Here is a 24,277-nt window from a genome sequence, read left to right as displayed (position 1 = left end):
ACAGGGTTAGCGGCGTTTGCGAATCCTCAATCGGAGTCCCAATCGCACGAAGCGAAGGCTGCCGCTTGCGCGCACTTGGCCTTCGGATAGGCTATCAACCACAACCAAAGCGAAGCTGTAAAGGCACGCTTGAGACGCCGGGTTCAACGGCGAGGCACCTTGGGGGGACGACGATGCGGGGCAGATGGACGCTGGCGATTGTGGGCTTGATCTTGGTCGTGGCGGGGGGCCTGCTCGCCCACCTCACGCAGACCGCCGGCGGCATCCGGATCGAGGATGTCCGCTTCAAGGGCGCCAAGGGCAATACGATGAGCGCCCTGCTCTACATCCCGCCGAATGCCACGCCGCAGATCCCGGCGCCCGGCATCCTCGCCGTCCACGGCTATATCAATTCGCGCGAGACCCAGGACGGCTTCGCCATCGAGTTCGCCCGCCGCGGCTACGTGGTGCTCGCGCTCGACCAGACCGGTCACGGCTATAGCGACCCGCCCTCCTTCGCCAACGGTTTTGGCGGACCTGACGGCCTTGCCTATCTCCGCAGCCTCCAATTCGTCGACAAGGAGAATATCGGGCTCGAGGGCCATTCGATGGGCGGCTGGACCGTGCTGGCGGCTGCCGCCGCGATGCCCAACGACTACAAATCGGTGGTGCTGGAGGGCTCGTCCACCGGCAAGCCGTTCGCTGCCGAGGGCACTGCGAGCTGGCCGCGCAATACCGCGCTCGTGTTCGCGCAGTACGAGGAATTCCCCGACCTGATGTGGGGTGTCCAGCTGGCGCGTGACGTCACCACGAGCCCGAAGCTCTGGGCGCTGTTCGGCACACAAGGCGCGGTCGAGCCGGGCAAGGTCTATGGCGATCCGGCCAACGGCACGGCCCGGGTGCTGTACACCCCGGCGATGACCCATCCGGCCGAGCACATCTCACATGAGGCGATCGGCTACAGCCTCGACTGGTTCGCCAAGACATTGAAGGGCGGCACGGCGCGGCCGGTCGACGACCAGATCTGGTTCCGCAAGGAGATCGGCACGCTCATCGCCCTCGCCGGTTTCATTGCCCTGGTCATCGGGACGTTCGACGGGCTGCTGGAAGCGCCGATGTTCTCCCGCCTGCGGCTGCCGGCGGTTGCCGACGGCACCATGCCGCCGCATGCGGCCGCGAGCGGCCGGCGCTGGACCGCGGCGTTCATCCTGTCCGCCTTCATCCCGGCGCTGACCTATTACCCGGCCTTCGCACTGGGCGGCACCTTCGTCACCCCCAGCGCGCTCCTGCCGCAGGGCATCACCAACCAGATCCTGGTCTGGGCCATCATCAACGGCCTGATCACGCTCGCCCTGATGCGGTTCGCCCCGAACCGCGCCAGCCGGACCGGCCTCGTCGGTCAATCCGTCGTGATCGCGGTGGCTTCGGTCGCGGTCGGCTACGCCGCGCTGTGGCTCGCCGACCTCGCCTTCAAGATCGACTTCCGCTTCTGGATCGTCGCACTCAAGTTGATGAGCGCGAAGCAATTCCTCATCTTCCTGATCTATCTGATTCCGTTCACGACGTTTTTCGTCGTGGCGCTGCACGTGCTGCACCGGAATTTCTCGACCATGGATGCGCCGCGCGGGGCGCTGTACCTGACCAACATCCTGGCGCTGACGTTCGGTTTCATCGTGTTGCTGGTGCTGCAATACGGCACGCTGTGGCTGACGGGGAAGCTGTTCAACCCGGTCCCGGACCCCGGTTTCGTGCCGCTCTCGACCATCGTCGCGATCCAGTTCGTGCCCCTGCTCGCGATCGTCGCCGTGATCGCGACCTTCACCTGGCGGCGGACCGGATCGAGCCTGCCGGGGGCCCTGATCGCGGGCCTGTTCGTGACCTGGTACATCGTGGCCGGGACGGCGACGCAGGCGGCGTTCTAGAGGGTTTTCAAGCGAAGTGGGCACCGGTTCGCGTGAAGAAAACCCGTCAAGAACAAGGGCCGAGAGGCGCTATTCTGGTCCGTCCAGAATGGCGGTTCTCGGTGAAAAGATGGGCTGAAAGTGCATAACCCCTCCGCTTCCGCCCGCCCCCGGGCGGTGCTATAGCGCAGGCGTATTTTCCACCCCCGCCGTCAAAAGCGCGCCGTTCCCAAGAGGGCCTCCCCGTCATGGCAAAAATCAAGGTATCCAACCCCGTCGTCGAACTCGATGGCGACGAGATGACCCGGATCATCTGGCAGTACATCAAGGACAAGCTGATCAACCCGTTCCTGGATGTCGAACTGCTCTATTTCGATCTGGGCATGGAATACCGCGATGAGACCAACGACCAGGTGACCATCGACGCCGCCGAAGCCATCAAGAAGGTCGGCGTCGGCGTCAAATGCGCCACCATCACCCCCGACGAGGCCCGGGTGAAGGAGTTCGGCCTGAAGCAGATGTGGAAGTCGCCGAACGGCACCATCCGCAACATCCTCGGCGGCTGCATCTTCCGCGAGCCGATCATCTGCAAGAACGTGCCGCGCCTGGTTCCCGGCTGGACCAAGCCGATCATCATCGGCCGCCATGCCTATGGCGACCAGTACCGCGCCACCGACATCAAGTTCCCCGGCAAGGGCACGCTGTCGCTGAAGTTCGTCGGCGAGGACGGCACCGTGATCGAGAAGGAAGTGTTCAAGGCGCCCGGCGCCGGCGTCGCGATGGAGATGTACAATCTCGACGACTCCATCACCGATTTCGCCCGCGCCTCGTTCAATTACGGCCTGATGCGCAACTACCCGGTCTATCTGTCGACCAAGAACACGATTCTGAAGGTCTATGACGGCCGCTTCAAGGACATCTTCCAGGACGTCTTCGACCGCGAGTTCAAGAAGGAATTCGAGGCCAAGGGCCTGACCTACGAGCACCGCCTGATCGACGACATGGTGGCCTCGGCGCTGAAATGGTCCGGCGGTTATGTCTGGGCCTGCAAGAACTATGACGGCGACGTGCAGTCCGACACCGTGGCCCAGGGTTACGGCTCGCTCGGCCTGATGACCTCGGTGCTGCTCACCCCGGACGGCAAGACCGTGGAAGCCGAGGCCGCCCACGGCACCGTGACCCGCCACTACCGCGAGCACCAGAAGGGCAAGGAGACCTCGACCAACTCGATCGCGTCGATCTTCGCCTGGACCCGTGGCCTCGCCCATCGCGCCAAGCTCGACAACAACGAGGCGCTGGCCAAGTTCGCCACCACCCTGGAGAAGGTCTGCGTCGCCACCGTCGAAGAGGGCTACATGACCAAGGACCTCGCGCTCCTGGTCGGCGCCGACCAGCGCTGGCTCTCGACCACCGGATTCCTCGACAAGGTGTCCGACAACCTCGTGAAGGCGATCGCGGCCTGAGGCCGTCATCCTGGGAAGACAGGTGCGAGCATGACCATGGCCCTTGTCAGAGCCGTCGTGCTCGCATCGTTCTCGCTAACCGCGTCGGCGGCATTCGCTGCCGATCCCCTGCCCGACGCCGTCGCGGCGCCTGGCGAGTCCAAGATCCTCACCGTCCATGCCGAGGGCGTGCAGGTCTATGAGTGCAAGCCGGTCAGCGACGGCAAGCTCGCCTGGTCGTTCCGCGAACCGATCGCGACCCTGATCGCCGACGGTCGCACGGTCGGCCGGCATTATGCGGGTCCGAACTGGGAGCATGTCGACGGCAGTGTCGTGACCGCCCGCACCGCCGGCAGCGCACCCGGCACCACCGCCGCCGATATTCCCTGGCTGAAGCTCGAGGTGATCGCCCACCGCGGCAACGGCCTGCTCTCCGGCGTCGCAACCGTGCAGCGGATCAACACCTCGGGCGGCGAGCTCAGCGGCGCCTGCGACAAATCAGGCGCGCTGAAGAGCGCGGCGTATTCGGCGGATTACGTGTTCCTGCGACGGGACTAGCGTTTTCAAGCGAAGTGGATACCGGTTCGCGTGGAGAAAACGCGCCAAACGAAGAATCGAGAGCCTCGTTCCGATTCAATCGGAATGAGGTTCTAGTCGCGGATGCCGCCGTCGGTCTCGCGCGGCGCCTGGGCGATCTCCGCGGCGGCCAGGTCGCCGCCGGCCGCGAGCGGATCGGCAAGCCGCGCCTCCGCGGTCTCCCGGACATGCGCGGCGAGCGCCGGCATGCGCTCGATCAGGGCATGGAAGTCCTGCGCATCGAGCACCAGGAGCTTGGTCTTGCGCGTCGCCGTCACCGTGCCGGAGCGGCTGGTCCGCCGCAGCAGCGCGATCTCGCCGAAGAACGCGCCGTCGGAAAGCCGCACAAGCTGGCTCGGCAGGTCGATCTCGACCTCGCCCGCGGTGATGAAATACATCGATGACGCCGCATCGCCGCGCCGCACCAGCACCTCGCCGGCCTCGATGGTCTGCGACCGCAGCAAGCGCATGATGTCGGAAATATCGGCAGCGCCAAGATGTGAGAACAGCGGCACCCGCGCCAGCATGCCCCAGGTCACGACGAAGTCGCGGCGCCGGACCTCGTCGGCGAACGCGGTCGAGATGATCGCGACCGGCAGCGCGATCATCGCGAAGCCGACCACGATCGCGACCACCGTGACGGTCCGGCCGAGCGGCGTAATCGGGACGACGTCGCCGTAACCGACGGTGCCGAGCGTCACGATCGCCCACCACATCGCCTGCGGCATGGTGCCGAACTTGTCCGGCTGCACCCTGTGCTCGATGGCATAGAGCAGCGAGGCAAACAGCAGCACGGCGCCGGTCAGGATCACCACGCAGCCGAACAGCGTGCGCCGCTCGGCATGCAGCGCCGCCAGCAGCGAGCGCATCGCGGTCGAGTAGCGCACCAGCTTGAGGAACGGCAGCATGCCGAACAGCACCAGCGCGGTCTTGTCGCCGATGACAAGCGCGACGGCCGATGGCAGGAAGGCCAGCAGGTCGATCACGCCGAGCGCCGAGAAGGCGTATTCCAGCCGTGCCCGTGCCGGCGTCATGTCGCGCAGCGAGTGGCCGACCACGCTCCAGAGCCGCGCGGCATATTCCAGCGCGAAGGCAATGACCGCCGCGATCTCGATGGTCGTCAGCAGCCAGCCGAGCTGTGCGTCGATCTCGGGCACCGAGGCCAGGATCGCCGCCAGCACATCGACGGCGATGATGGCGACGATGATCCGGGCAAAGCGCAAGCCGCCCGAATGCGGCAGATCATCGCGTTCGAGCAGCTCGTAGAGACGGTCGCGCAACCCGGGATCGCTGATCGTGGGCTTGAGCGGAGCCGTCGCCACGATCAGCCTCTCCGTCAGGCGCCGGCCGATGCCTGTTGAGTCATGGCCTGTTCGATCGCCGACAGCGCGGCGTCGGCCTTGGCGCCGTCGGGCCCGCCGGCCTGCGCCATGTCGGGCCGGCCGCCGCCGCCCTTGCCGCCGAGCACCTCGGAGCCCTTGCGCACCAGCTCGACCGCGTTGAACCGCGCGGTCAGATCGGCGGTGACGCCGACCACGATGCCGGCCTTGCCGTCCTCGGTGACGCCGACGATCGCGACCACGCCGGAGCCGATCTGCTTCTTGCCGTCGTCGACGAGACTCTTGAGATCCTTGGTCTCGACGCCCTCGACCGCGCGCGCCAGCAGCTTGACATTGCCGACCTCGCGAACGGCTGAGGCGGCGCCGTTCGACGCACCGCCGCCGCCCATCGCGAGCTTCTTGCGGGCGTCGGACAAATCGCGCTCGAGCTTCTTGCGCTCTTCCATCAGAGCTGTGATGCGCGCCGGCACGTCCTCGATCGTGGTGCGCAGCTCCAGCGCCGCGGTCTTGGCCAGCGCGATGGTGTCGTTGGCGTGCTTGCGCGCATGATGCCCGGTCAGCGCCTCGATACGGCGCACGCCGGACGCGACCGCGCCCTCGCTGGTCACGGAAATCATGCCGATGTCACCGGTGCGGCGGACATGGGTGCCGCCGCAGAGCTCGACCGACCAGCCAAGCGCGTTCTGGCCGTGATCGCGGGCGCCCTTGCCCATCGACACGACGCGAACCTCGTCGCCGTATTTCTCGCCGAACAGCGCGCGGGCGCCGGCCTCGCGGGCATCGTCGACGCCCATGACCCGGGTCGTGACCTCGTCATTCTCCAGCACGACATCGTTGGCGATGTCCTCGATCCGGGCGAGCTCTTCCGGCGTGATCTGCTTCGGATGCACGAAGTCGAAGCGCAGCCGGTCCGGCGTGACCAGCGAGCCGCGCTGCGCGATGTGATCGCCGAGCACCTGGCGCAGCGCCTCGTGCAGCAGATGCGTCGCCGAATGGTTGGCGCGGATCGACGAGCGCCTGGTGTGATCGACCTCGAGCTGCAATGTGGTGCCGACGCCGAGCGTGCCCTGCTCCACCGTGCCGAGATGCACGAACAGATCGCCGGCCTTCTTCTGCGTGTCGGTGACGCGGAACTTGACGCCCTCCCCGGTCAGCACGCCGGTGTCGCCGACCTGGCCGCCGGACTCGCCGTAGAACGGGGTCTGGTTCAGCACGATCGCGCCGCTCTCGCCGGCCTTCAGGCTCTCGACCTCGGCGCCGTCCTTGATCAGCGCCGTCACCGCGCCTTCCGCGCTCTCGGTCTCGTAGCCGAGGAATTCGGTCGCACCGAGCTTCTCGCGCAGCGGGAACCAGATCGCCTCGCTCGCCGCCTCGCCCGAGCCCGCCCACGAGGCACGCGCCTTGACGCGCTGCCGCTCCATCGCGTCGGTGAACGACGCCTGGTCGACGCTGATGCCGCGCGACTTCAGCGCGTCCTGCGTCAGATCGAGCGGGAAGCCGTAGGTGTCGTACAGCGTGAACGCGGTGTCGCCGTCGAACATGTCGCCCTTCTTGAGGCCGGCGCTCTTCTCGTCGAGGATCGACAGGCCGCGCGCCAGCGTCTTGCGGAAGCGCGTCTCCTCCAGCCGCAGCGTCTCCTCGATCAGCTTCTCCGCACGGACCAGATCCGGATAGGCCTGGCCCATCTCGCGGACCAGCGCCCAGACCAGGCGATGCATCAGCGGCTCGCTCGCGCCCAAGAGCTGTGCATGGCGCATCGCGCGGCGCATGATCCGGCGCAGCACGTAGCCGCGGCCCTCGTTCGACGGCAGCACGCCGTCGGTGATCAGGAACGCGGACGAGCGCAGATGGTCCGCGATCACCCGATACGACCCAACGTTCTGCTCGTTCGGACCGTGCCCGAGGGTAGACGCGGCGGCATCGATCAGATTGCGGAACAGATCGGTCTCGAACACGCTCTCGACGCCCTGCAGGATGCAGGCCATGCGCTCGAGCCCCATGCCGGTGTCGATCGAGGGACGCGGCAGCGCTACGCGCTCCTCCTTCGTCACCTGCTCGTACTGCATGAACACCAGGTTCCAGAATTCGAGGAAGCGATCGCCATCCTCATCCGGGCTGCCCGGAGGGCCGCCCCAGATGTGCTCGCCGCGGTCGATGAAGATTTCGGAGCACGGTCCGCACGGGCCGGTGTCGCCCATCGCCCAGAAATTGTCCGAGGTCGGGATGCGGATGATGCGGTCGTCCGAGAAGCCCGCGATCTTCTTCCAGTAGCCGGCCGCCTCGTCGTCGGTGTGGTAGACGGTGACCAGCAGCTTGTCCTTCTTCAGCCCGAAATCCTTGGTGATCAGATTCCAGGCGAGCTCGATCGCGCGCTCCTTGAAGTAATCGCCGAACGAGAAGTTGCCGAGCATCTCGAAGAAGGTGAGATGGCGCGCGGTGTAGCCGACATTGTCGAGGTCGTTATGCTTGCCGCCGGCGCGCACGCACTTCTGCGACGTCGTGGCGCGCTGGTAGCCGCGCTTCTCGACGCCGGTGAAGACGTTCTTGAACTGCACCATGCCGGCATTGGTGAACATCAAGGTCGGGTCGTTGCGCGGAACCAGCGGCGACGAGGCCACGATCTCGTGCCCGTTCTCCTTGAAGAAGTTCAGAAATGTCGACCTGATGTCGTTGACGCTGCTCATGTTCATCCAATCGGAAAAAGGGGCCGGCCAGCCGCAAAAAGGCGTCATTTTCCGGCCGAACGCTTTTAGACATTGCCAGCTGCGGTGTCCAGAAACTGTGCAGGCGGATCATGGGCTTGCCGCGGCAGCACAAAGCCCATTGGATAGTTGCTGCAGCTGCGTTGACAGTCTTGGTGGCGCCGTGTTTTCTACCTACCTATACCTAGTCACGTCGGGAGAGACCGGCCTTACCGCCGGCGCCGAAGGAGCAACCGCCCCGGAAACTCTCAGGCAAAAGGACCGCGTGACGTCTGACATCTGGAAAGAGACGCTGGGGTTCGCCCCGATGCGTCCGCCGACGGGATAATACTCTCAGGCACAGCGACAGATGGGGCTTTCTGCAGGTTTCTCAAGGGGAAATAGGTCCCCGGCGGGAACCGCGAGGGCCCTGTGATGCTTGCGCGCGAAACCTCCCCGCTGAAACAGACCCCGCTGCACGCGCTGCACCTTGCGCGCGGCGCCAAGATGGTGCCGTTCGCCGGCTATGACATGCCGGTGCAATACGCGGCCGGCGTGCTGAAGGAGCACCTGCACACCCGCAAGGAAGCCGGCCTGTTCGATGTGTCGCACATGGGCCAGCTCGTGCTGAGGGCCAAATCCGGCAAGGTCGCGGATGCCGCGCTCGCGCTGGAAAAACTGGTGCCGCAGGACATCGTCGGTATCGCGCCGGGACGGCAGCGCTACGCGCAATTCACTAACAATGACGGTGGCCTGCTCGACGACCTGATGGTGGCGAATTTCGGCGATCACCTGTTCCTGGTGGTCAACGCCGCCTGCAAGGCCGAGGACGAGGCGCATCTCCGCGCGCATCTCTCCGACGCCTGCGAGATCATCTCGCTGGCCGACCGCGCGCTGATCGCGCTGCAGGGCCCGAAAGCCGAATCGGCGCTGGCGAATCTTTGTGCGGATGTCAGTTCGATGAAATTCATGGACGCCGGTCCGCGCCGCGGCGACGTCGACTGCTTCGTCTCGCGCTCCGGCTATACCGGCGAGGACGGCTTTGAGATCTCGGTGCCCGCGGACAAGGTGGAAGCCCTGGTCACCGCGCTGCTCGACAATCCCGACGTGTTGCCGATCGGGCTCGGCGCGCGCGACAGCCTGCGGCTCGAAGCCGGGCTGTGCCTCTATGGCCACGACATCGACACCACGACGACGCCGGTTGAAGGCGCGCTGGAATGGTCGGTGCAGAAGGTTCGCCGCGGCGGCGGCGCCCGCGCCGGCGGCTTCCCAGGCGCCGACAAAATTCTCGCGCAATTCGCAGATGGCGCTGCGCGCCGACGGGTCGGCCTGAAGCCTGACGGCCGCGCACCGGTGCGCGAAGGCGCCGCGCTGTTCGCCGATGCCGGCTCGACCGAGCAGATCGGCAAGGTGACCTCGGGCGGCTTCGGCCCGAGCCTCAATGCGCCGGTTGCGATGGGCTACCTGCCCACGGCCCTTTCCGCCGTCGGCACCACCGTTTTCGCCGAAGTGCGCGGCCAGCGGCTGCCGCTGAAAGTCGCCGCTACGCCCTTCGTCCCCAATACCTACAAACGCTGAACGCCAAAGGATCGACCCCATGACGACGCTGTACACGTCCGACCACGAATGGCTCCGCATCGAGGGCGACGTCGCCACGATCGGGATCACCGACTATGCGCAGTCGCAGCTCGGCGACGTCGTGTTCGTCGAACTGCCCAAGGTCGGCCGCAGCCTGAAGAAGGCCGAGGCCGCCGCTGTCGTCGAATCCGTCAAGGCCGCTTCCGACGTCTACGCGCCGATCGCCGGCGAGGTGGTCGAGGTCAACGACGCGCTCGCCGCCGAGCCCGCGCTGGTCAATTCCGACGCCGGCGGCAAGGCCTGGTTCTTCAAGCTGAAGATTGCCGACAAGGGCGAGCTCGGCGGCCTGATGGACGAGGCCGCCTACGCCGCGCACACCGCCTAAAGGATCACCCCGAGGATCACGTCATGAACGCGCCCTTCAAGCCGATCAACGAAGCCGCCACCGATTTCGTGCGCCGCCACATCGGACCGTCGCCGCGCGACGTCAACGCGATGCTGGAGACGGTCGGCGCCGCGAGCCTGCAGGCGCTGATGAACGAGACGCTGCCGGCGTCGATCCGGCAGAAGGCGCCGCTCGATCTCGGCCGGGCGCTGAGCGAGACCGAGGCGCTCGCGCATATGAGCGAGCTCGCCGCGCAGAACCAGGTGTTCACCTCGCTGATCGGCCAGGGCTATTCCGGCACCATCCTGCCCGCGGTGATCCAGCGCAACATTCTGGAGAACCCGGCCTGGTACACCGCCTATACGCCGTACCAGCCGGAGATCAGCCAGGGCCGGCTCGAGGCGCTGTTCAACTTCCAGACCATGATCTGCGATCTCACCGGGCTCGACGTCGCCAACGCCTCGCTGCTCGACGAGGCGACCGCCGCGGCGGAAGCGATGGCGCTCGCCGAGCGCCACTCGCAGGTCAAGGCGAAGGTGTTCTTCGTCGACAAGGAGGTGCATCCGCAGACGCTGGCGGTGATGCGCACGCGCGCCGCGCCGCTGGGCTGGGCGCTGGTGGTCGGCGATCCCCTGACCGAGCTCGACAACGCCGATGTGCTCGGCGCGCTGTTGCAATATCCGGGCACATCGGGCGCGGTACGCGACCTTAAGCCTGCGATCGCGTCGCTGCGCGCCAAGGGCGCGCTTGCGATCGTCGCGGCGGACCTGCTGTCGCTGACGCTGCTCGCCTCGCCCGGCGAGCTCGGCGCCGACATCGCGATCGGTTCGGCGCAGCGGTTCGGCGTGCCGACGGGGTATGGCGGACCGCACGCCGCCTACATGGCGGTGCGCGACACGCTGAAGCGCTCGCTGCCCGGCCGCATCGTCGGCCTCTCGGTCGATTCGCGCGGTGCGCCGGCCTACCGCCTCGCGCTGCAAACCCGCGAGCAGCATATCCGCCGCGAGAAGGCGACCTCGAACATCTGCACCGCGCAGGTGCTGCTCGCCGTGATCGCCTCGATGTATGCGGTCTATCACGGTCCCGAGGGCCTGACCCATATCGCACGCAGCGTGCATCGTCGCGCCACCGTGCTCGCCGCCGGCCTGCGCAAGCTCGGCTTTGCGCCGACCAGCGAAGCGTTCTTCGATACCGTGACCGTCGAGGCAGGTAGCAAGCAGATCGAGCTCGTCACCCGCGCGCAGGCCGAACGGATCAATCTGCGGATCGGCGCGACCACGCTCGGCATCGCGCTCGACGAGACCTCGACGCCGGAGACGGTCGAGGCGGTGTGGCGCGTGTTCGGCGGCAAGCTCAGCTATGCCGAGATCGAGGCCGGCGCGCACGAGGCGCTGCCGAAGGAGCTGCGGCGCACCAGCGCCTTCCTCAGCCATCCGGTGTTCAATACGCATCGTTCCGAGACCGAGCTGCTGCGCTACATGCGCAAGCTCAGCGATCGTGACCTCGCGCTCGACCGCGCGATGATCCCGCTCGGCTCTTGCACGATGAAGCTCAACGCCACCACCGAGATGATCCCGCTGACCTGGCCGGCGTTCGGCAATCTGCATCCGTTCGCGCCGGCGGATCAGGCCAAGGGCTATCACGCGCTGTTCAAGCGGCTGGAGCAATGGCTGTGCGACATCACCGGCTATGACGCGGTCTCGCTGCAGCCGAATTCCGGCGCGCAGGGCGAATATGCCGGGCTGCTGGCGATCCGCGGCTATCACCTCGCGCGCGGCGAGCCGCACCGCAAGGTGTGCCTGATCCCCTCCTCCGCGCACGGCACCAATCCGGCCTCGGCTGCGATGGTCGGCATGGAGGTCGTGGTCGTCGCGTGCGATGCGCGCGGCGACGTCGACGTCAATGATCTTCGCGCCAAGGCGGAGAAGCACTCCGCCAACCTTGCCGCGGTCATGATCACCTATCCGTCGACCCACGGCGTGTTCGAGGAGCATATCCGCGAGATCTGCGACATCGTGCATGCCCATGGCGGCCAGGTCTATCTCGACGGCGCCAACATGAACGCGCAGGTCGGACTGTCGCGGCCCGGCGATTACGGCGCCGATGTCAGCCATCTCAACCTGCACAAGACCTTCTGCATTCCGCATGGCGGCGGCGGCCCCGGCATGGGCCCGATCGGCGTGAAGGCGCATCTTGCGCCCTATCTGCCGGGCCATCCCGCAACCGACGGGGCAACTGCGCACGCCATCGGCCCGGTGTCGGCCGCGCCGTTTGGCTCGGCGTCGATCCTGACCATCTCCTACATCTACATCCTGATGATGGGCGGCGAAGGTCTGACGCGCGCCACCGAGATCGCGATCCTCAACGCCAACTACATCGCCGCACGGCTGCAGCCGCACTTTCCGGTGCTGTACCGCAACGAGCGCGGCCGCGTTGCGCATGAGTGCATCGTCGATCCGCGGCCGCTGAAGACGACCAGCGGCGTCACCGTCGACGACATCGCAAAACGCCTGATCGACTACGGCTTCCACGCGCCGACCATGAGCTTCCCGGTGGCGGGCACGCTGATGATCGAACCGACGGAATCGGAATCGAAGTTCGAGATCGACCGCTTCTGCGACGCCATGATCGCGATCCGCGACGAAATCGCGGAGATCGAGAAGGGCCGCTGGAAGGTCGAGGCCTCGCCCCTGCGCCACGCGCCGCATACCGTGCACGACATCGCCGACGATGTCTGGAACCGGGCCTACACCCGCGCCGAGGGCTGCTTCCCGGCCAGCGTGTCACGGTCCGACAAATACTGGAGCCCGGTCGGCCGCGTCGACAACGTCTATGGCGACCGCAATCTGGTGTGCTCGTGCCCGCCGGTCGAGGATTACGCGCAGGCGGCGGAGTAAGGAGCTACTGCAGCTATGTGGCGTTGCGTCTCTGACGCCTGATTCACTCGGTGTCATTCCGGGGCTCGCGAAGCGAGAACCTCAGGTGCGCAACTGCGCACCGGGGAATCTCGATCCACGACCTCTGGATTCCCCGATGCGCCCATTGCGCATCTGCGGTTCGCGACTTCGTCGCGCCCCGGAATGACGGACTGGCCCGCCCGCGGCAGGAGGAAACATGCGCGAGGAATTCCGGTTCCATTTCCCGTTTCGCGTCCGCTATTCGGAGGTCGACGCACAGGCGGTGGTGTTCAACGCCCACTACCTCACCTATTTCGACACCGCCATCACCGAATATTTCCGCGCGCTCGGCTACGACTATCTCGGCGAGGTGGCGCGGACTGGCATCGACTTCCACACTGTGAAATCGGTCGTCGAATACAAGGCGCCGATCCGGTTCGACGAGGACATCGAGGTCTGCGTCCGCGTCGCGCGGATCGGCCGCTCCTCGATCAATCTTGCGCTCGCGATCTTCGCCAAGGGCTCCGATGAACTGCGCGCCACCGGCGAGATCATCTGGGTCGCGACCGATCAGAAGACCCATCAGTCGGTCGCGGTGGCCGAGGATTTGCGGGCACTGATCGCAAGCCGGGAGAAGACGCTGGCATAGGCATAGGCTGATTGCGTACACACGTTGTGCGGATCAGGCTTACGGGGCAACCAAGGCTCGGCTCTCGGCGTCCCAGCGCCACAGACGCTCATTGGTCAGTTCGGTGCCGCCCCACCAGCGATGGATCGTGTTGTATTGGCTGAAGTCGAGCTCGCGATCCGACACTTCCTGGCCGAAATCGGTGAGCGACAGCCGACTGTGCAGGAGTCGGTTGTTTCGGGCCTTCAGATCGTCGGGCGCTTCGATCTCCGCGGGGAATCCGGTCAGGACCGGTGATGGACAATAGGCGAGCCGGTCCAGGATCAGCTCCGCTTCCTGAAAATCGAACACGCCGCGTTCCCTGTTCAGCTCGCTTGAAAGGACCTGTGGGCTTGTCTCGCCGTCGGCGACGAGATCCAGCATCCGCAGTTCGGACGCGCCGAGGCCGGTGTCTTGCCCGGGTAGCTCCTCGAGCAACGCAATCAGTGCCGCGCGGAGCTGCGGGATGGCCGACAGATCCTGCATGAGAAGGTCGAAACAGGGCTCGGGCGTCGGAGCGCGATAGGCAGTCCAGGCGCGACCGGCCAATTCCAGCCGATCATCGGTCACCGCAAGTGCAGGCAATCGCCATTTCGCCAAGCTCTCGCCTCGGTACCTGCCGATCTCGACATCGGTCTGGACCAGCTTGAGCTTCGCTACGATGTGGCGGTGCGGGCGGAGCACGTCGAGCAACCAGGCCAGCACCAACTGGTCATTCGGCTGGGGATCAGCCCATAGCTCGACGCTATCGCAACGCTCGCACAACTCGACAAGCCCAATGTCCCGACCGATCGAGCCGGTCCATCTTGAACTGGCGAAGTCGAGCCAGTGCGTGTCGAAATCGACGTGCTTTGCGGAACGCGGTTCCAGCAGGGTCGTGAGGTCATCCGACGAGGGCATTTTCCCCCAAACGAAGCGCGGCCTCAACCCGACGACGATGTCCGCCCTTCCCGCCTGCCTCAGGCGATAGCTCGCGAGTTCACTTGTCGCCAGGATCAGACTTGTCACGATGCTCTCCGGCTACGCGGGATGGCATCAGCACCGCAAGCTGAGGATCAACTGCTTTACAAAAGACACACAAAACCAAACGGGCGCCGAGGACGTCGGCAACTCAACGTCCTCAGCGCCCGCTTGCAGGGAAGTCATGTGATCGCTTGAGCATGATCTCCGCGCAAACGCTTCGCGTTTGTCGCGAGGGAAAACCGCTTCGCACTTTTCCGGATCATGCTGGAGGCTTACTCTTCCGTCGGCTCCTCGCCCTCGGCGTCGCGCTCGGGCGTGCCGGCGAGGATCTGCTCGGAGATCAGGCCGGAGTTCTGCCGGATCGCGGCTTCGATCTTGGCGGTGATGTCGGGATTCGACTTCAGGAACGCCTTGGAATTCTCGCGACCCTGGCCGAGCCGCTGGCTGTCATAGGAGAACCAGGCGCCGGACTTCTCGACGATGCCGGCCTTGACGCCGAGGTCGAGGATCTCGCCCATCTTGGAAACGCCCTCGCCATACATGATGTCGAACTCGACCTGCTTGAAGGGCGGCGCCAGCTTGTTCTTCACCACCTTGACGCGGGTGGTGTTGCCGACGACTTCGTCGCGCTCCTTGATCGCGCCGATGCGGCGGATGTCGAGACGAACCGAGGCATAAAACTTCAGCGCGTTGCCGCCGGTGGTGGTCTCCGGCGAGCCGTACATCACGCCGATCTTCATGCGGATCTGGTTGATGAAGATCACCATGGTATGGGACTTGTTGATCGAGGCGGTCAGCTTGCGCAGCGCCTGGCTCATCAGGCGGGCCTGCAGGCCCGGCAGCGCATCGCCCATCTCGCCCTCGAGCTCGGCCTTCGGCACCAGCGCCGCAACCGAATCGACCACCAGCACGTCGACTGCGCCGGAACGCACCAACGTGTCGCAGATTTCCAGCGCCTGTTCGCCGGTGTCCGGCTGCGAGATCAAGAGCTCATCGATGTTGACGCCGAGCTTGCGTGCATAGACCGGGTCGAGCGCGTGTTCGGCGTCGATGAAGGCGCAGATGCCGCCCTTCTTCTGCCCTTCCGCCACGGTGTGCAGCGCCAGCGTGGTCTTGCCCGAGGATTCCGGCCCGTAGATCTCAACGACGCGTCCCTTCGGCAGACCGCCGACGCCGAGCGCGATATCGAGCCCGAGTGATCCCGACGACACCGTCTCGACATCCATCGAACGGTCGTTCTTGCCGAGCTTCATCACCGAGCCCTTGCCGAACTGGCGCTCGATCTGGGAGAGCGCGGCTGAGAGGGCCTTGGACTTGTCCATGGAGGATCCTTCGACGATACGCAGTGCAGTGGCGGACATTTGGGATGTGCTCCTTATTGCGGGGATTCGCTAGCGGGACAAACGGGCGATGAGATCAGGCGGAATGCATTGTTGATGGGAACCTACGTACCACGTTTGTTCTATGTTCGCAATATGTTCTTCGAGCCAGACCGGTGCTGTCCGTATTTAAGCCCCCGTGTCCTAAATTGAATTTCAGAGTGTCCTAGTTCGGATTAAGCGAACGGAAACCGTAGCTTGGCGGTTGTTCTCAGTAGGACTACCGAGAGCGCCATTGGATGTTCTGGCTCCATCAATTTCCGTGGGACGCTATCTGTTCTTGATTTAGCTCAACGAGCGGAACAGCCGGCGTCTGTTAGCGCGGTTTGTAAATCGCAATGACTTGGCGGAATTCGTCGTCGTCATCGACGGTCAGTAAACCGACGACCATCCAGCCTGCGCATAAGCCGAGAACCATCAGCGCCGTTTTTAGCCACTGTCTCATAAAGGCTAGTATGCTCCGAGAACCAGGCATTTTACCACCCCATGGCGCGTTGCCGTGGCACAAATTGCACTAGCGGCTATCCGGCATTCAGGAATAGGATTTCAACCCCAACCGCAGGGGTTGTGTCATGGGCAGTGACCTACCTTTCAATGCGCTCATTGTGGCGCTCGGGCTGAGCCCCATCGCAATAGTGGCTATCGTCCTATTGATGTGAAAAACGGAGGCCGCCTCAGTTGGCGGCCTCTTTCGGTGCATCAGGCGGCAACGGGATTGGCAACTCAAGCTGATGTTCGAAACCAAATCGTTTGGCGATTTTGTTTTCGTATTCCTGTTTATCCTCGGAGGACTCTGCCATTTCCAGCACTCGCCCTAGGTGCCTGCCCAGCGCGCGCGCTCCGATGATATTCAAAAACTGAAATAGCTTCTTCGCTCGATCTCCTCCGCGCGTCTTATGCGCCTTGAGAAGTTCGAAGATTTTCCCGCTGCTCTGAGCAAGTGGATAATAGACATGGTTCACCATGCCGCAACGGTGAGCCTGTACGTGGCCCACTACAATCTGTGCCGCGTACATGAGGCACTGCGGACCACGCCGGCGGTCGCGCTGGGCATTGCTGAGCGGGTCTGGACGATTGGTGATTTGCTGGACGCCGTGCTGCCGTTGGAGCCCAACCGGCCGGTTCGCGTACAGCGGAACTTCCGGGTAATTGATGGGGGCAAAGGCCAAAGCTAGATTGGAGTTGTGTGACGAATTGAACACAACTCATTAACTATTGAAGAAACCGTAATTTTTCAGGAACATTTAGGTGTTGACAACTGTTTACACATGCCTAAGTTCTGGGTGTGTCGATGGCCGGTAGGCCAAGGCATCCAAACAAGGAAATCGAGGGGGCCGTTCAATATGCAGAAGCAGCAGGTTGGACGGTTACAATCTCTAATGGGCACGCGTGGGGCCGAATGTATTGCGCCCATCATACACGCGAAGGATGCCAAGTCAGTATTTGGTCAACTCCAAAAAATGCAGAGGGGCATGCAAGGTCTTTGAAGAGATCAGTTGATCGTTGTACGTGCGGGAGATGAAGATGAAAAAGTATGAGTTCACCATCATCGCTTCGGGTCTCGATCCAAACTCTCCTGATTTCGAGGATAAGTTTTTCGAAGCTGGATGCGACGACGCCACTATTGCATTTGTGAAGGGCCGCATTCTTGTTGAGTTCGAGCGCGAGGCTCGGAATTTTATCCACGCCCTTGTCTCAGCCATTGTGGACGTACAAAAGACTGGCGCGGTCGTTGAGCACATTGAGCCGGACTATCTTGTGAGCCTGTCAGACATCGCCGACAGGACCAACATGTCGCGGGCCGCCATCTCTCTATTTGCGAAGGGCGAGCGCGGTCAGGACTTCCCTGCCCCTGTTTCGCGCATCACAAGTGAGAGCCCGCTATGGGACTGGTTCCATGTGGCTCGATGGATGTACAAGCGCGGATCGCTGACGTTAGAAAGCGTAATCCGCGCGAAGATGGTAAGGCAGGTCAACCGCGCCGTCTCAGAAACAGGTGGCCGGCTAGAGCAGTCCCGATACGGTCGTAAGCTATTGCAAGAGATTCATGCAGTAGCCGCATGATCCGAGAGCCCGGCGCGAGCCGGGCTTTTTGGGGCCCCAAAGAAACGGCCCCAGCGAGCGGAGGGTTAATCACGCGAACAGAAGCCACACTATGCTGGCAAGAAGCGAGATGAACGAGACCGCCACGAGACCGACGAGAGCAATCTCCACACCGTCTATCCGATCAGAATACAGCCGCATTGAAATCATCCCTCCCAGCGATAAGGGATCGACTTCTGTAACGGATCGGAAGGTGTCCTAGTTCCCGGCAGCGGGTGTCCTAATTAGGACAGCACCAGCAGACCAAGTGCTGTCCGTCTTTAAGCCCCCGTACCCTAATTTGATTTTTGGAGTGTCCTAGTTCGGATTAAGCGAACGGAAACCGTAGCTTGGCCGGTGTTCTCAGTAGGACTACCGAGGCACCCCATTGGATGTTCTATCCCCGTCCCGCCTTTGACCGAGATCAGGGAATTTAATCTTGAGAGAACGAACCGGGGGCAACGGAACGTGATACGATATCACCATCACCGGCCAAGGCTTTGCCCGTAGGCGTCGGTGGCTGAGAGACCAACAGCGCTCCCGCCTGCATAGGAAGGGAGCGCGGCCATGCCGAACCATTCCACAATAGCGCACCGCGAGATGCAGCTTCGCCATTTGGAGCAAGCCGAGCAGCATATTGCCCAAGGCGAGCGACACATCGCCGAGCAAGAGGAACTGATCGAGCACCTTGCCAATCACGGGCATGATCTAGCGGAAGCGAAGAAGCTTCTGGATAACTTCTACTCATGCCAGGTTTTGCACGTTCAGCACCGCGACCGAATCCGCAGAGAGCTGGGAGAGTAAAGGGCCACCTCAGTTGACGGCCTATTCTCATCTAGCGCACGATTAATTTCCTAGCGTGGCACAAACTGCACTTTGTTTTGGTGGTCATCCCGAGTTAGATTCCAACCTCACGCAGAGGTTGTGTCATGACCAGTGACCTACTTTTTAGAGCGAGCATTGTGGTGCTGGGGCTGTGCCCCATTGCTATCGCTGCGATTGCAATACTCATGTGAGAAAGAGGCCGCCCCACCTTGGCGGCCTCTTTCATTACAGGCCCTTCCCGTCGAATCGCTGCGACATATGACGTGAATCCCGGTCGCGTGAATGAGGTGCTGAAAGGCTCTCGACATCGCGGCAGTCGAGAAGCGGCGCTATCTCGCAGGTCAGCTTGAACTATGAAGCCCGGCGCGAGCCGGGCTTTTTTCTTAGTCCAAAGAATGGCCCCAGCGAGGGGGTACACGCTGAGGCCAAGGCGGTTGGATCATCCATGAGATGACAGGCTCACCCGATCAACAGGGCGCCTATGCCTACGATGAGCGCTACGAACGATATCGCCGCCAACGCCCTGAAGCTGTACTCGACGCCGTCGTGGTGACTGAGCCTGAACACACAGGGAGCTTGCGCCACGGCCTTCGTGTCCGCATTAAAGTAGGCATGTCAGCGTCAGCGCCCTAATTGCGGTTCCAGCCTTAACTTAAGCGAAGATTTTTGAAACGATTCCCACGATGCCGCTTTTATTGCTCATGCAACAGGCGACCGAGGTTCATCTAGTCCGCGTGACGACCGATGACGGCGAGGTCCAAATCTGGCTCGCCGCGACCTCGCGCGAAGAAGCCGTTGACCGAGTGCTGGATGCAATCCCGGAGGGATGGGCTGTTAGCCTCATTCAGCGACAGGTGGCCGCCGATCACATCCCAATTCTCAACATGGCGGTCGGAGAAGTTCGCCGGCATCAGGCGTCCTGAAGAAACGGCCCCAGCGCGTTGGAACGAACGCTGAGGCCGCCTCACCGCGCCGCTACTGGGCAGGGACCGCTCCGAGTGTTGCGGCCCCAGCTGAACTGGATTCTACATAAACAAACGGCCCCAGCACCCCGACAGGGAGGCTGAGGCCGAGGAGCGCCCGTGGGGTAGGGAAAGATTCTGGACACCCCCACCTCAAGCTAGAACCTCCATGGCGCGGAAGGGCATTTGCATAAGTGAATGAGTGTCCTGATTTCCCCAAGCGAGCGTCCTAACTAGGCCAGCACCAACGGACCGGTGCCGGCCTGTTTCCATTCACAGTTTGATTTTTCGAGTGGCCCGGTTTGGGTTTAACCCCGTCGTAACCAAGGGTTAGCCGATGTTCTCGGTAGGACTACTGAGAAGGCCCTCAGATGTTCTGGCCCTATAATTTCCTGCGGGTCGCGATCTGTTCTCGCGGAATGTTTACTGGAACAATCGACCCGGCAGTGCCCTTATTTCAGGGCCCCCAGCCAGACAGGTAGCCCCCCGACTGCTGGAGGAAAACCCGCCTCCGGGACGGGTTGGCGGCCCCCTGTCGGGGCCGTTTAAAATTCCGTAGTTCTCCGGCCAAGAACAAAGTTCCGGGCCATGCGACATGCTTCGCGCCCGAAGTTCCCCTGATAATCAACAGGTTAACCTGACAGGCTCGACGGCGTCCGATAACGGCTGGCACAATCTGCATACTACCTTCGTACCCCTCCTGAGCCCTGGAAAAACTCCGTAGCGTTCGACGGAAGACTCAGGTTCCGCCAGTGTTCGTAAGATTGGCCTGCCCAACCAACGCGAATTGCGCGGCGCTGGGCAGCCAACATTGCTGGCGACCGTTCCGTGGCGACGCTGCCGGCGGACGAATCCTTTCCGGAATCCACAACAACGGCTCGAACGGGCGCGGCCTTTCACACGATCTTTTCACGGGTGCTGATCATTACTACAACTAATGGTTTAAATATCGACGACCGCCCTTCATTCGCGGAACCGTTACAGATGATCCACAGGGGCATCGAGTTCAGCGTCACTCAGCTGATGGCCGGCGTCTGGAAATGGCGCTTCCAGATCGGCGATCGCGTCTTCACGGGCAAGACCGAAGCAAAGCTCGATCTTCTGGCAATCCGCCGCGTGCAACTGCGGATTGATCGCGAGCTGAACAATCTGGGGCGGAAACGGACCCGCGGCAGCAATGGGGACTGAGGCACAGTCTATCGTGCACGCCCCGGTGCCCTGACGCGCTGGCCTGCAGAGCTTCGGTTCTAATTAAAATTAGAACACACGAACCGGCGCCCGCTTCGCTCGAAAACGCTTCAATCCGCGCTGGCCAGCCGCCGCATCGTGAACTCGATGTCGCCGCCGGGAAGCTCGCGCCAGCTCTCGACGGCGCTCATATAGGCCGCCTTCGGGTAGCGCTTGAGAAAGTCACGCGCCCTCACGCGGGCCTGATCGCGTGGCAGGCTGAAGGTCTCGCGCAGATAGCCGTCGTCCGGCTTTCGCCGCTCGGCCATCCGGCTGGCGAGATCGCGCGGACGAGACACCATTCCGCAACTCCGGACCAACTGACGACACCCCAATATAGGGGCGGCGGCGGGAGAATCCGAGTCTGCGGGAGACGGACGACGTCGCTCCGAATGGGCGTTACTGGCTGCGCGGCGCGGCGCTTCCCGGCTGCGCCGAGCTTCCGGTCTTGGTCTTCGGCTTGGCGGGATGGGCGGCCGCTTTCGGCGGATCGCTGCGCACGACGCCCCAGGGATCGGACGATCCCTTGGCATCGGGAATCTTGCTGAGCGAGTCCTTGTAGGCCTTGTCCCTGACCGCGTCCTGCTCCTTCTCCTCCTGGGTCCTGGTCTTGACCTCAGGCATCAGGTTGACGTTCGGCATCTGCGCATAGGCCGGCGCCGACAGCAGCACCGCAACCGCAACTGCGCTCAAAACTCTCATAAGAACACTCCCTGCGTTTTCGTCGGCGGTATATCACCGCAAGAAAGCCGCCGCCAAGCGCGCCCGCCCCGGCCCTGGATCATGATGCGTTTCCACGGAATCGCATCATGATCTCATCTCTTTGTTTGAGCATGATCTTTTTCGGAAAACCGGTTTCCACTTTTCCGGATCATGCCCCTAGAGATGGTCTGACTTGCAGGATTTCGGCGACTGCATCCAGTCGTCCCAGATCGGACCGCAGCGCGTGCAACCGCTGAGCGCAAGTCCGATCGCAACCACGCCGCCGAGCACCACCAACCTGCGGAACATGTACGCCCCCACCACTCGCGAGCAGGCGACTGGGCGCCGAAACTGGGGCATTTTCAAGCCGGGCACGGCGCTTGCAGCGCAGCGCAGTGCGCGTCGGAGCGCAGCGCAGTGCGCGTCGGAGCGCAAGCGCGCGTCGGACGGGCTGCCGGCGCGCACTGGTTTGACCGGGCGGCCGCGCAAATTACACTGCGCAACAAAGCAGAAAAGGAATCGATCAAATGACTTTGGCGATGAGCTGGGACGAGTGGACGCAGCACGACGGGACGGCGCTCGCGGAGCGCGTCCGGAACGGCGAGCTGACGCCCCGTGAGCTGGCGTCGCAGGCAGCCAGCGCCGTCGCCAAGGTCGATCCCGCGCTCTGCGGCGTCGTCGAGCTGTTCGACGATGTGATCGCCGATCCGGCACGCGACGGCGCCGACCTCGACGGCCCGTTCGCCGGCCTGCCCTTCCTGATGAAGGACCTCGGCCCGACCTTGAAGGGACGGCTGCAGGAGATGGGCTCGCTGATGATGCGCGGCAATCGCGCCGCGGCGGATACCTTCCTGACGGCGAAGATGCGCAAGGCCGGCCTCAATCTGATCGGCCGCACCACGACGCCGGAGTTCGGGGTCTGCAGCTCGGCGGAAAATCCCGCGGTCTATGTCACGCGCAATCCCTGGAACACCGACTACACCACCTGCGGCTCGTCGGCAGGCAGCGCGGCGATGGTCGCCGCCGGTGCGGTGCCGATCGCGCATGCGACCGACGGCGGCGGCTCGATCCGCATTCCCGCCGGGGTCAACGGCAATATCGGCCTGAAAGTCTCGCGCGGCGTGTTCTCGCTCGCGCCGCATCTGTCCGATCTCACCGGGCTGGTCTCGATCCAGGGCTGCCAGTCGCGCACGGTGCGCGACACCGCTGGCTTCGTCGATGCCTGCCGGGGACCTGCGCCCGGCGAGTTCATGCCGTTCTGGACCTCGCCCGAGCCATATGCCGCGATGATCGCGCGTGATCCCGGCCGGCTCAGAATCGCGCTGTCGCACACATGGGGCGACTATCGCGCGACGCCGCACATCACAGCCGAGCTCGAGCGGGTCGGACGTTTCCTCGAAGGCCTCGGCCATCAGGTCGATTACGCACTGCCGGCGATCGACTATCGGGAAGCCTTCGCGGCGCAGACCACCTGCTACATCAGCAATTTCGCCGTCGTGATCGGCAACATGCTCGCCGCGCGCGGCCTCGAGCGGCCGCCGGCGGAGCTGATCGAGCCGATCAACATCCGCATCTGGGAGCATGGCCGCGACTTCAGCTTCGCCGATCGCGCACGCATGCAGGCCGTCTTCAACACCACCTCGCGCGGCTTCGGCGCCTTCTTCGAGGACTGGGACATCATCCTGACGCCGATCACGGCACTGCCGACGCCGAAGGTCGGCACCACGGAATATCTCACCATCAGCGACAATCCGTCGGTGCTGGACTGGTTCGGCAATCTCTGGCGCAACTTCGCCTTCACGCCGCTCGCCAATCTCTGCGGCATCCCCGCGATCTCGCTGCCGCTCGCGACCAACGAGCACGGCCTGCCGCTCGGCATTCAGGCGATCGGAAAGCAAGCGAGTGACGGGCTGTTGCTGCAGCTCGCCGCCCAGATCGAACGGGCGATCGACGGCAAGTGGAATGCGGGCAACACGCCGGCCGTGCATGTCACGCGCAACTAGAACAAGATAGATAGCATCAACAGAGGGAACGGGACGTCATGCAGCAGCAAGCCGAGGAATTCGGGATCGACGACGCGAAACGCGTGCTCGGCGACGTCTTTGCGCCATGGGTGCAGGACCTCAATCTGTCGATCGAGCAGTTCGACATCACGCCGCCTGCCGGCGATGCCGACTGGCAGCCCGGCGCCATCCTGCGCATGCCGTTTTCCGAGCGGTTGTGCCGCAATGGCGGCATCGTCTGCGGCCAGGCGCTGATGGCGTTCGCCGACACCGCGATGGTGCTCGCCAACCTCGCGGCCAACAAGGGCTACCGGCCGATGACGACGGTCGACCAGACCACGCATTTCATGCGCGCGGTGACGGCGTCCGACGTGCTGGCCGACGCTCGCGTGGTCCGGCTCGGCCGCACCATGAGCTTCGGTCGCGTCACGCTATCTTCCGCCACCGACAACAAGCCGGTGGCGATGGTGTCGAGCGCGTTCGCGATGCTGCCGGGATAGGACGCTGAGGCGACGCGCGTGGAATGAACTACGCTGCCTCACCGTCATCCTGAGAGATGTGAGGCTTTGTCCGCATCTACTGTTGTCGTCGCCCGGCTCGACCGGGCGACCCAGTACGCCGCGGCCTATCGGCTCAAGCACGACCGTCTCTGGAATACTGGATCACCCGCATGCGCGGGTGATGACAC

22 protein-coding genes and 1 riboswitch are annotated in these 24,277 nt (G+C 63.6%); of the genes, 14 read left to right on the top strand and 8 right to left on the bottom strand.

What is annotated here, in order from left to right; translation table 11 throughout:
* Positions 1-173: 173 nt before the first annotated feature.
* The 3 genes from J2R78_RS30625 to J2R78_RS30615 all read left to right on the top strand — a co-directional run bounded on the left by J2R78_RS30625 (position 174) and on the right by J2R78_RS30615 (position 3,880).
* On the top strand, positions 174-1,901 hold the full coding sequence (locus J2R78_RS30625; protein ID WP_253607921.1) for a S9 family peptidase: 1,728 nt from the start codon (positions 174-176) through the stop codon (positions 1,899-1,901).
* Positions 1,902-2,128: 227 nt separating this feature from the next.
* The gene (locus J2R78_RS30620; RefSeq protein ID WP_253607920.1) at positions 2,129-3,343 is read left to right on the top strand and encodes an NADP-dependent isocitrate dehydrogenase; all 1,215 of its coding nucleotides are present in this window, start codon (positions 2,129-2,131) and stop codon (positions 3,341-3,343) included.
* 30 nt (positions 3,344-3,373) lie between these two features.
* Entirely contained in the window at positions 3,374-3,880 is a 507-nt protein-coding gene (locus J2R78_RS30615) for a DUF3455 domain-containing protein (protein WP_375167075.1), read from the top strand.
* 92 nt (positions 3,881-3,972) lie between these two features.
* Here J2R78_RS30615 and J2R78_RS30610 read toward each other — a convergent pair whose 3' ends face one another.
* Together J2R78_RS30610 and alaS are read right to left on the bottom strand one after the other, a co-directional pair.
* A complete protein-coding gene (locus J2R78_RS30610; RefSeq protein WP_253609964.1) occupies positions 3,973-5,223 on the bottom strand; it encodes a cyclic nucleotide-gated ion channel in 1,251 nt (416 codons plus the stop codon).
* An 11-nt stretch (positions 5,224-5,234) separates the two neighbouring features.
* Positions 5,235-7,922, bottom strand: coding sequence for an alanine--tRNA ligase (alaS, locus tag J2R78_RS30605; protein ID WP_253607918.1), 2,688 nt, complete (start codon positions 7,920-7,922; stop codon positions 5,235-5,237).
* Between the two features lie 202 nt (positions 7,923-8,124).
* Positions 8,125-8,213: riboswitch (glycine riboswitch) on the top strand.
* A 141-nt stretch (positions 8,214-8,354) separates the two neighbouring features.
* Between alaS and gcvT the strand changes: the two genes are divergently transcribed.
* The 4 genes from gcvT (at position 8,355) to J2R78_RS30585 (ending at position 13,428) form a co-directional block, all read left to right on the top strand.
* Positions 8,355-9,497, top strand: a complete 1,143-nt coding sequence (gcvT, locus tag J2R78_RS30600; RefSeq protein ID WP_253607917.1) for a glycine cleavage system aminomethyltransferase GcvT — start codon at positions 8,355-8,357, stop codon at positions 9,495-9,497.
* Between the two features lie 19 nt (positions 9,498-9,516).
* Positions 9,517-9,882 (top strand): glycine cleavage system protein GcvH, encoded by a 366-nt coding sequence (gene gcvH / locus J2R78_RS30595; RefSeq protein WP_253607916.1) that lies wholly within the window; start codon positions 9,517-9,519, stop codon positions 9,880-9,882.
* A 23-nt stretch (positions 9,883-9,905) separates the two neighbouring features.
* A complete protein-coding gene (gene gcvP / locus J2R78_RS30590) occupies positions 9,906-12,779 on the top strand; it encodes an aminomethyl-transferring glycine dehydrogenase (RefSeq protein ID WP_253607915.1) in 2,874 nt (957 codons plus the stop codon).
* A 217-nt stretch (positions 12,780-12,996) separates the two neighbouring features.
* On the top strand, positions 12,997-13,428 hold the full coding sequence (locus tag J2R78_RS30585) for a thioesterase family protein (RefSeq protein ID WP_253607914.1): 432 nt from the start codon (positions 12,997-12,999) through the stop codon (positions 13,426-13,428).
* 39 nt (positions 13,429-13,467) lie between these two features.
* On the opposite strand, the gene J2R78_RS30580 is transcribed toward J2R78_RS30585, so the two are convergent.
* The 3 genes from J2R78_RS30580 to J2R78_RS30570 form a co-directional block, all read right to left on the bottom strand.
* Positions 13,468-14,454: a hypothetical protein gene (locus tag J2R78_RS30580; RefSeq protein WP_253607913.1), complete on the bottom strand. Its 987-nt coding sequence runs from the start codon at positions 14,452-14,454 to the stop codon at positions 13,468-13,470.
* Between the two features lie 227 nt (positions 14,455-14,681).
* Positions 14,682-15,770: a recombinase RecA gene (gene recA / locus J2R78_RS30575; RefSeq protein ID WP_092090369.1), complete on the bottom strand. Its 1,089-nt coding sequence runs from the start codon at positions 15,768-15,770 to the stop codon at positions 14,682-14,684.
* 692 nt (positions 15,771-16,462) lie between these two features.
* Positions 16,463-16,753 (bottom strand): hypothetical protein, encoded by a 291-nt coding sequence (locus J2R78_RS30570; protein WP_253607912.1) that lies wholly within the window; start codon positions 16,751-16,753, stop codon positions 16,463-16,465.
* Here J2R78_RS30570 and J2R78_RS30565 point away from each other — a divergent pair.
* The 5 genes from J2R78_RS30565 to J2R78_RS30545 all read left to right on the top strand — a co-directional run bounded on the left by J2R78_RS30565 (position 16,742) and on the right by J2R78_RS30545 (position 20,845).
* Positions 16,742-16,963: a hypothetical protein gene (locus J2R78_RS30565; protein ID WP_253607911.1), complete on the top strand. Its 222-nt coding sequence runs from the start codon at positions 16,742-16,744 to the stop codon at positions 16,961-16,963. The two genes, J2R78_RS30570 and J2R78_RS30565, sit on opposite strands and share 12 nt — an antisense overlap.
* A 349-nt stretch (positions 16,964-17,312) precedes the next feature.
* Positions 17,313-17,852, top strand: coding sequence for a hypothetical protein (locus J2R78_RS30560; protein ID WP_253607910.1), 540 nt, complete (start codon positions 17,313-17,315; stop codon positions 17,850-17,852).
* A 585-nt stretch (positions 17,853-18,437) separates the two neighbouring features.
* Complete coding sequence (locus tag J2R78_RS30555) at positions 18,438-18,674, top strand: hypothetical protein (RefSeq protein ID WP_253607909.1); 237 nt, start codon at positions 18,438-18,440, stop codon at positions 18,672-18,674.
* A gap of 704 nt (positions 18,675-19,378) precedes the next feature.
* The gene (locus J2R78_RS30550) at positions 19,379-19,618 is read left to right on the top strand and encodes a hypothetical protein (RefSeq protein WP_253607908.1); all 240 of its coding nucleotides are present in this window, start codon (positions 19,379-19,381) and stop codon (positions 19,616-19,618) included.
* 1,023 nt (positions 19,619-20,641) lie between these two features.
* Positions 20,642-20,845, top strand: coding sequence for a hypothetical protein (locus tag J2R78_RS30545; protein WP_253609962.1), 204 nt, complete (start codon positions 20,642-20,644; stop codon positions 20,843-20,845).
* Between the two features lie 110 nt (positions 20,846-20,955).
* On the opposite strand, the gene J2R78_RS30540 is transcribed toward J2R78_RS30545, so the two are convergent.
* The 3 genes from J2R78_RS30540 to J2R78_RS30530 form a co-directional block, all read right to left on the bottom strand.
* A complete protein-coding gene (locus J2R78_RS30540; RefSeq protein ID WP_016848527.1) occupies positions 20,956-21,186 on the bottom strand; it encodes a hypothetical protein in 231 nt (76 codons plus the stop codon).
* 97 nt (positions 21,187-21,283) lie between these two features.
* Complete coding sequence (locus J2R78_RS30535) at positions 21,284-21,586, bottom strand: hypothetical protein (RefSeq protein WP_076828393.1); 303 nt, start codon at positions 21,584-21,586, stop codon at positions 21,284-21,286.
* Between the two features lie 177 nt (positions 21,587-21,763).
* A complete protein-coding gene (locus tag J2R78_RS30530; RefSeq protein ID WP_253607907.1) occupies positions 21,764-21,895 on the bottom strand; it encodes a peptidylprolyl isomerase in 132 nt (43 codons plus the stop codon).
* A gap of 218 nt (positions 21,896-22,113) precedes the next feature.
* Here J2R78_RS30530 and J2R78_RS30525 point away from each other — a divergent pair, with 218 nt between their 5' ends.
* Both J2R78_RS30525 and J2R78_RS30520 read left to right on the top strand, forming a co-directional pair.
* Positions 22,114-23,589 carry an amidase gene (locus J2R78_RS30525; protein WP_253607906.1) on the top strand — a complete coding sequence of 492 codons (1,476 nt, stop codon included), beginning with the start codon at positions 22,114-22,116 and terminating at the stop codon, positions 23,587-23,589.
* Between the two features lie 38 nt (positions 23,590-23,627).
* A complete protein-coding gene (locus J2R78_RS30520) occupies positions 23,628-24,089 on the top strand; it encodes a PaaI family thioesterase (protein WP_253607905.1) in 462 nt (153 codons plus the stop codon).
* The last annotated feature ends 188 nt before the right edge of the window (positions 24,090-24,277 follow it).

Source organism: Bradyrhizobium sp. USDA 4538 (genome assembly GCF_024171045.1).
Lineage (GTDB): Bacteria > Pseudomonadota > Alphaproteobacteria > Rhizobiales > Xanthobacteraceae > Bradyrhizobium > Bradyrhizobium australafricanum.
This window is presented reverse-complemented; position numbering and strand designations above follow the sequence as displayed.